The following is a 7,579-nucleotide window of genomic DNA, read 5'->3' as shown; positions in this document are numbered from 1 at the left end:
TTAAGTGTTCAACTTAATTATACAATCCGCCGAAACTTGCCATTGATGAAAGAGAGTCGGAAATCTGCAATGCGCTTTCCATCGGTTTTGCCGTAGAGCACATGGTCCTCATGGCGACAGCTTTGGGGCTTGGAAGCCTCTGAATCTGCGACATTTGCTTTGCCTTAAAGCGCCTCAGGGACTGGCAGGGCGGAGACGGCGAGCTTTATGCCGCGCTTGCCATCGGGTATGCGGACGAATCACCGCGCATGCGTCCCAGAAAGTCCTATGAAAAAGCAGTAACGATCAGGAAATAAATATGAAGGGGCTGTGACAACATGTGTAATAATTTTGTCACAGCCCCTTTTTTACGCGGAAAATACGAAGAATTGACAAGAATTTAGAAGAGGAAAATACGGGAAAATCGGCCAATAGTATCGTTTATTTAGAAAATGGAAATCATTTCCATCATGTGCTATCATCAAGAAAAATGATAAAGGGGGTTATCATGAGTACTGGAAAAATGAAAGTCTTAGTCGTCAGCGGGTTCCTCGGAGCCGGCAAGACGACGTGGATCAAAATGCTGATTGATCACAATCCGGTGCGGGGGAAACTGGCACTGATCGAGAATGATTTCGGCGAGGTCAATGTGGACTGCGCTTTGATGGAAGGCGAACCGCTTTCTCTGTATGAACTGACGGCAGGATGCATCTGCTGCAGTCTTCGCGGAAATTTCGGGGATGCGGTAAGGGCTGTCGCCGCCGCTGCATCGCCTGAACTGCTCCTGATCGAGCCGTCCGGCGTCGCTATGGCATCCGATGTCCTGTCCGCTTTGAAGGAACCGGAAGAAGCAGGGCTCTGTGAAGTCAAAGGCGTCGTGACGCTTGTCGACGGAGAAGCGGCTCCCATGTACATCCATAATTTCGGGATGTTCTACAAAGACCAGCTCAAGGAAGCCGATGCCGTTTTTGTCAGGAGCTGCCCGGAAGGACAGGAATCCTTCTTGCAGAAACTTCTTGCTGAACATGCAAAGAAAGCAGAATTCTTCATGAAGGACTGGGACGAAAAAGAAGTTTCTGCCTGGGTCAAAGGATTCATCGGGGAAGGATCAGTTGAGGAAGACCAGACCTTCCAGTACCTTGGATCCGTTACAGCAGACCATGAGCATGAACACGAGCATGAGCACGATCACGAGCATGAACACGACCATGACCATGAAGAGGAAGTGCTGCAGCAGTCCATCGTGACGGTCGATTTCCCGGATGAATCCGTGGAATCTTTCAAGAGAAAACTGAGGGGCCTTATGGTCCGCTATTCACTCATCCGCGCCAAGGGCATCATACGCATTGGCGGAAAGCCGGTTCTTTTACAGGGGACGCCGGGAAGTCTCCTGATCAAAGGTACGGATAAGGAACCGACCGGACTCGTCCTTATCGGAAGCGAAAAGACAGAGGAGGCGGCCGGAGAACTTTCAGGAGCTTCTCATGGATAGGATTCCCGTCTATGTGATGACGGGATTTCTGGGGAGCGGAAAGAGCCATCGGCTGAACGATATCCTTGCCCAGAGGCGGTACAGAAAATGTCTGGTCATCCTTTCGGAAAAGGGGAGGACGGACGTTTCGACAGAGGACAAGATCGTCCTTGATGCGAGTTCCCTTTCGGATGAAGAGCTTGTTGAAAAAGCAGGCCGCATCATCCGTGACCACTGGATCGGAGAAATCTGGTGGGAATGGAACGGCATGCGTCCCTTCTCCGACTAGGAGCACCTTATCTATGAGACGCATCTTTCCCGCCTGATGGAGCCGAAACGCGTTTACTTTTCCGCCGATGAAAATTTTGTGAATTTCTTTCTGGGAAAGACGGGGACAGCCATCTTAACGCAGCTGGAATCTGCCGATGAGATTCTTTTCTTTGCCAATGACGAAAAGGGAAAAGGTGTGAAGGAAGCCGGGAAAAAGCTTTCCGCATGGAATCCTTCCGCCTCTTTCCGCATCGTGACACCGAAGTCTGCCGGAAATTTGTATGTCAGGTCCGGAAGGTTCACAGACCATTTCAAAGGACTCTGGCAGAGAAGGCTGGATATTTTTATCCTGTTGTGGTCATTTCTTTTCCTGGCAGCAGCGCTTCTTACGAGGGAGGAAAATCTTCTCCGTATTTCTCTTCTGGCGGTCGGCATCACGCTGCAGACACTGCCTTTTGTCCTGATCGGCGTGCTCCTTTCGACGGGCATGCAGCTGTACAGCTCGCGTCCGCCGTGGGAAATCTATCTCAGGAAGCACCCGGTTCTCTCTGTGCCGCTTGCGCTCATCGGAGGGTTCTTCTTTCCCTTCTGCGACTGCGCGCTGACGCCGCTTTTCAGGGGCTTCTGCAAAAGGGGCGTGCCCGTTGCGATTACCATGATATTCCTCATGGCAGGCCCTCTGACGAATCCGGTCGTCCTCGTTAGCACATGGTATGCATTTGGCGGCGACCTTTCGATGGTGGGAGGAAGGCTTCTTCTTGGATGGCTGAATGCCGTCCTCGTCGGCGCTACCTTTGCCTTCTACAAGAAGAATCCGCTGAAGGCTTTTTCAGGGCCGCAGGGGACAGAAGAGCTGATTCCTTCAGAAAAAGATTCGAAGGCCTCGCTCTTTCTTCTCCACAGCCGATATGAATTCTGGTACACCTTCCGCTATGTCATCATGGGCGCCTGGCTCGCCGCCATATTCCAGGTATCCATACGACCGATTCTCGAAGGCGCAGGCCTTACGTCCGGTGTTTCATCCGTCCTCTGCATGATGCTGATCGCGTTCTGCCTCTCGCTTTGTGCGACATCGGATGCCATGATCGGAAAGAGCCTTTCGCTCTCCATGGCACCGTCATCCGTCATGGGCTTCCTTCTCTTAGGTCCTGTCATGGATCTCAGGAATGTCCTTCTCATGTCTTCCATGTGCAGGAAATCCTTCGTCATCCGCTGGGCACTGGTAACGATCCTTACGACATTTGCCTGCTCGATGCTCTTCGTATTCCTGAAAGGAGGGGTATGATGGGACTGTTTTCTAATAAAAGGGGAATGGCAGGCGTCTTCATTTCCTTTCTCCTGATTGCGCTTCTCGCACTTTTCGCAGCAAAGGGGTATCAGAATTATGTGATGCCTTACGTACGATATGCGCTTTTTGCCTCTCTTTTCGCCCTTGCTGCCTGGCTTTTTCTGGCTATCAGGGAATGGAGAAGAAGGTCGTATAAAAGAAATTACTACGCGCTCTTTGCACCGCTGACGCTCATCCTTCTCCTTGCTGCGTCGCCCTTCCTTCCGCCTCCTGCCGTCAAGGCAAAGGCGCCTGAGCCGGGAGCCGTGCAGGCGCCCGTTGAGGAAGAAGGGAGCGTCGATGAATGGAACAAGACGATCAAGCTGTCCTCGGATAATTTCTACAAGACGATCCTTGAAATCTCCAAAGACACGAAGAAATATGAAGGCTGGACGATCCTGCTGACCGGCGAAGTCAGCCGCGACGACCGTTCGCTTCCTGAAGGCGTCGTGACAGTGGGGCGCGTCGCCATGACCTGCTGCATTGCCGATACATCAAGATTCGGCATTGCTGCCTATAGCGATCATGGAAAGCTTCCGATGGGAAGCTGGGTGCGCGTCAAAGGAACGCTTGGCACGATGACTTCCCACGGACAGCTTCTGCCCGACGTCCATCCTGTGGCCATCACTAAAGCGCCTCCTGTGCTCGGGTTCATTTATCCGTAGCAGGGGAAATAAAAAGGGGCTGTGACAAAATTCGCTAAAGCACTGCTTTCTCTTTTCTCGAACGAAGTTCGGTTTAAGGGTGTCAGAGCTCGCCCTGTAGGGGGAGCTGGCGCTGGAAGCGCCTGAGGAGATTCATTTCCTTCGAGCGCAGCGAGGTTTTCAGATAACAAAAATATATAAATGTGTTGTATAATCCACTAATCAAATATACTCACGCAAAAATGGGGCTGCAACAAAATGATTAACCATTTTGTCACAGCCCCATTCTTATTGTTCTTCGCTCGTCAAGGCGCAAAAAAGGCCGGCTCCGCTGCCGGCCGATCATGCAGAAATCAGATGTCCCTGTTTACCTTATGAGAACGAAGGCAACGAGTGCAGACATTCATTCTCTTGACCTGTCCGTCCACCAGTACGCGCACTCTCTGGATATTTGGTTTCCAGGTTCTTTTTGTTTTCAAATGGGAATGGGATACGTTGAATCCTGTAGCGGTTTTCTTTCCGCAAACTTCACAATAATTAGCCATGTGCCACACCTCCTTGCACTTCCGTGATTGCAACATTCATAATATATCACAATTCATTTTTTTAATCAAGTATTTTACATTAGTATATAGAGAGAATTATAATAAAAAAATAAAGCTCTGGATCTCTCTATGCCGTACCATCCGCCGTCAGCGGAAAACCGGCTCTGGTTTCCGGACTTAATTCGCTTTCCGCCGGCGCGTTCCTCCGCCGGCAAGAAGGAGATACTATGAAATTATCAGATTCCGTTAAATATGTCAAAGGGGTAGGCCCGAAAATGGCGGAAAGGTTGGAACACCTTGGCATCCGCACTGTGGAAGACCTCATTTCCTTTTACCCGAGAAGATATCAGGACTGGACGCAGATCACGAAGATGGAAGACCTTGTGAGCGGGGAAGAGTCCGTCATTTACGGAAGAATCCTTGATGTGAAGGAAATCCATCCAAGAAAAGGCCTTTCCATTCTGAACGTCACCATGACGGACGGGACGGGCGCCGTGACGCTCACTTACTTCAACCAGCCATGGAAGAAGGATGAATTCTCCCGTGGGCTGAACGTCCTTGCCTACGGAAGGGCAGAATATGGCTATGGGAAAATACAGATGGGCAATGCGGAAACGGAAGCCGTTACACCTGAAGAGCTGCCGTCTTTCCAGAAGCTTGTCCCGATCTATCCTCTGACAGAAGGAATCAAGATCAACCGCATGAGGCAGATGATCCAGGAAGCGCTCGACTGCGTGGAGGACCTTGACGAAAATCTTCCGCTCGAAACGGTGAGAAAAGAACATCTCATGGAACGCGCCGAAGCCATCCGCGTCATGCACAATCCTGAAAATGAAACGATGCGGCAGGCGGCAAGGAAGAGAATGGCATTCGAAGAACTCTTCTTCATGCAGGCAGGCCTCCTGCTCCTTAAAAGGAAGAGGGAAAAGGGAGCGTCCTCGGTCAAGTGCGCGCCTTCGGGAAAGCTCGTCCGCGCTGTCCTTAAGAATTTCTCCTTCGAGCTGACTGACGGGCAGAAGCTCGCCTTCCGTGATATCGAGGATGATATGGAAGGGCTCGTCCCCATGCAGCGTCTCGTGCAGGGCGATGTCGGAAGCGGCAAGACGGCCGTTGCGGCGCTTGCCCTTGCCAAGATCGTCGAAAACGGCTATCAGGGAGCGCTCATGGTGCCGACGGAAGTCCTTGCCGGGCAGCATTATGAAACATTCCAGCAATTCTATAAAGGCCTTCCCATCCGCGTCGCTTACCTTTCCGGACAGACGAAGACATCCGAAAGAAATGAAATCCTTGAGAAACTGGCGAAAGGGGAAATCGACGTCCTGATCGGCACGCATGCCCTGATTGAAAAGGACGTCATCTTTGCGCACCTCGGTCTTGTCATCATGGATGAGCAGCACCGCTTCGGCGTCAAGCAGAGAAAAGCGCTTGAAAGCAAGGGCGAGTCTCCGCACATCCTTGTCATGACAGCGACGCCGATTCCGCGCACCATGGCGCTTTCCGTCTATGGGGACCTCGACGTGTCCGCCATCCGCGGCATGCCGCCCGGACGCCATCCGGTCAAAACGTATGCCATTGACGGCTCGTACCTGAAGCGCGTCTTCAACTTCATGAGAAAGGAAATGCAGGCAGGCCACCAGATCTACGTCGTCTGCCCACTCGTTGAAAAGAGCGAGAAGCAGGACCTGGCTTCGGCCGTTGCCGTCTATGAAGAACTCCGGGACAAAGTATTTCCTGATTTCAAAGTGGGCCTCGTCCACGGACGCATGAAGGGCGCAGAAAAAGACCAGGTCATGAATGACTTCAAGGACGGGAAAATCAAACTTCTGGCGGCGACATCCGTCATCGAAGTCGGCATCAACGTACCGAATGCGACAATCATGTTCGTTTATGGCGCAGACCGCTTCGGCCTTTCCCAGCTCCATCAGCTGAGAGGCCGCGTCGGCCGCGGCAGCAGCCAGTCCTACTGCATCCTCTATACGGATAACAGGAACGAAGTCACGCAGCTCCGCATGCGCCTCATGTGCGAAATCTCCGATGGTTTCCTCCTTTCAGAAAAGGATCTCCTCTTAAGAGGCTCCGGTGAATTCTTCGGCTATCATCAGCACGGTATGCCGGACCTGAAAGCCGCCGACATCATCCGCGACCTGCCCCTTCTTGAAGAAGCAAGAAGAGAAGCCGCCAAAGCCGTCGATAAGGGCATGGACTTCACCGAAGAACTCCGCCACCGCTTCGGAGGTGCCTTCTTCAAGAAAATGGAAGAAGCAGAGAAGGAATAAGGAGTTTGAATATTTTATTTAACTTTTTTATAAGGCGCTCTTCGGAGCGCTTTTTATTGTTTCATTAGAATCGCATGCTGCATTTGAATTCGTGTTGCATGTGAAGGGAAAACAGCATATATTGAGAGAAGGAGACCGGCCCCGGAATTTGTAAAAGGAAGTCAATTTCCGGTCAAGGTTTCGGTCATGCTGAATTTATTTTTTATAAGCCAAAATCACGCTGGAATGCAGATCCTGCCGGATTTGACAGCGGGCGGGCAAGTTCCATGACAAGTATACTTGCATTATGCTATAATAATTAAATTGACAGATAATTAGGAATGGCAACATTGGAAACTTTGTTTCCGGAATGGAGGCTGTGATGAGAGCAGACAAGTTTGGCAGGAAGGGACTGACCTTCAGTGATGTACTGCTGGTCCCTGCATATTCCGAAGTGCTCCCCGGACAGGTCGATGTGACGACCCGTCTGACAAAGAATATTTCTCTCAATATTCCGGTCATCAGCGCAGGCATGGATACAGTGACTGAGACGGCAATGGCCGTTGCCATGGCTCGTGAAGGCGGCTTAGGCGTCATTCACAGCAACATGAGCATCGGCGAGGAATGCCGCGAAGTCCAGCTGGTGAAGCGGTCCGAACACGGCGTCGTCGTGGATCCGGTCTGCCTCTCCCCCGATGATATGCTGTCTGATGCAGATGATCTCATGAACAAGTACCATATTTCCGGCGTTCCGATTACGGAAGACGGAAAGCTCGTAGGCATCATCACGATCCGTGATATGCGTTTCGAGACAAATCTTTCAAAACCGATCAGCGAAGTCATGACTTCGGAAGGCCTTGTAACGGCTCCGGAACATACATCGCTTCGTGATGCGAAGAAGATCCTGCAGGCACACCGCATTGAAAAGCTGCCTCTCGTTGACAGCAAGGGTTACCTGAAGGGTTTGATCACAATCGGTGATATCGAAAAGACAAAGAAATACCCGAATGCAGTGAAGGATAAGGAAGGACGCCTTCTCGTCGGTGCATCGACCGGATCTTCCGATGATGCAGAAGAACGCGGAAGAG

General features: G+C 51.3%; 7 protein-coding genes and 1 pseudogene. 6 read left to right on the top strand and 2 right to left on the bottom strand.

Features of this window, described 5'->3' with window-relative positions:
* Positions 1–13 precede the first annotated feature (13 nt).
* Entirely contained in the window at positions 14–154 is a 141-nt protein-coding gene (locus M3200_RS05880) for a hypothetical protein (RefSeq protein ID WP_288178180.1), read from the bottom strand.
* A gap of 333 nt (positions 155–487) precedes the next feature.
* Between M3200_RS05880 and M3200_RS05875 the strand changes: the two genes are divergently transcribed.
* The 4 genes from M3200_RS05875 (at position 488) to M3200_RS05860 (ending at position 3,712) form a co-directional block, all read left to right on the top strand.
* Positions 488–1,471 (top strand): GTP-binding protein, encoded by a 984-nt coding sequence (locus tag M3200_RS05875; RefSeq protein ID WP_022382615.1) that lies wholly within the window; start codon positions 488–490, stop codon positions 1,469–1,471.
* Positions 1,464–1,739 carry a GTP-binding protein gene (locus M3200_RS05870; protein ID WP_022382614.1) on the top strand — a complete coding sequence of 92 codons (276 nt, stop codon included), beginning with the start codon at positions 1,464–1,466 and terminating at the stop codon, positions 1,737–1,739. The genes M3200_RS05875 and M3200_RS05870 overlap by 8 nt, the downstream gene beginning before the upstream one ends.
* 78 nt (positions 1,740–1,817) lie before the next feature.
* Positions 1,818–3,005: a permease gene (locus tag M3200_RS05865; protein ID WP_288178179.1), complete on the top strand. Its 1,188-nt coding sequence runs from the start codon at positions 1,818–1,820 to the stop codon at positions 3,003–3,005.
* The gene (locus tag M3200_RS05860; RefSeq protein WP_288178178.1) at positions 3,002–3,712 is read left to right on the top strand and encodes a TIGR03943 family putative permease subunit; all 711 of its coding nucleotides are present in this window, start codon (positions 3,002–3,004) and stop codon (positions 3,710–3,712) included. The genes M3200_RS05865 and M3200_RS05860 overlap by 4 nt, the downstream gene beginning before the upstream one ends.
* A gap of 332 nt (positions 3,713–4,044) precedes the next feature.
* Here the strand turns inward: M3200_RS05860 and rpmB are convergent, their stop codons facing one another.
* Positions 4,045–4,236: a 50S ribosomal protein L28 gene (rpmB, locus tag M3200_RS05855; protein WP_008858613.1), complete on the bottom strand. Its 192-nt coding sequence runs from the start codon at positions 4,234–4,236 to the stop codon at positions 4,045–4,047.
* A gap of 227 nt (positions 4,237–4,463) precedes the next feature.
* Between rpmB and recG the strand changes: the two genes are divergently transcribed.
* Both recG and guaB read left to right on the top strand, forming a co-directional pair.
* Positions 4,464–6,512 carry an ATP-dependent DNA helicase RecG gene (recG, locus tag M3200_RS05850; RefSeq protein ID WP_022382611.1) on the top strand — a complete coding sequence of 683 codons (2,049 nt, stop codon included), beginning with the start codon at positions 4,464–4,466 and terminating at the stop codon, positions 6,510–6,512.
* A gap of 361 nt (positions 6,513–6,873) precedes the next feature.
* A pseudogene (gene guaB, locus M3200_RS05845) lies at positions 6,874–7,579 on the top strand (IMP dehydrogenase); the annotation flags it as partial.

It is taken from the genome of Dialister sp. CAG:357 (assembly GCF_000435155.1).
Taxonomy (GTDB): domain Bacteria; phylum Bacillota; class Negativicutes; order Veillonellales; family Dialisteraceae; genus Dialister; species Dialister hominis.
Note: the sequence above shows the minus strand (reverse complement) of the source record. Positions and strands in the feature narration are given on the sequence as shown.

Bases quoted from the DNA above. Each gene is read 5' to 3' on its own strand.
- M3200_RS05880 (WP_288178180.1), bottom strand. From the start codon at position 154: ATGTCGCAGATTCAGAGGCTTCCAAGCCCCAAAGCTGTCGCCATGAGG.
- M3200_RS05875 (WP_022382615.1), top strand. From the start codon at position 488: ATGAGTACTGGAAAAATGAAAGTCTTAGTCGTCAGCGGGTTCCTCGGA.
- M3200_RS05870 (WP_022382614.1), top strand. From the start codon at position 1,464: ATGGATAGGATTCCCGTCTATGTGATGACGGGATTTCTGGGGAGCGGA.
- M3200_RS05860 (WP_288178178.1), top strand. From the start codon at position 3,002: ATGATGGGACTGTTTTCTAATAAAAGGGGAATGGCAGGCGTCTTCATT.
- rpmB (WP_008858613.1), bottom strand. From the start codon at position 4,236: ATGGCTAATTATTGTGAAGTTTGCGGAAAGAAAACCGCTACAGGATTC.
- recG (WP_022382611.1), top strand. From the start codon at position 4,464: ATGAAATTATCAGATTCCGTTAAATATGTCAAAGGGGTAGGCCCGAAA.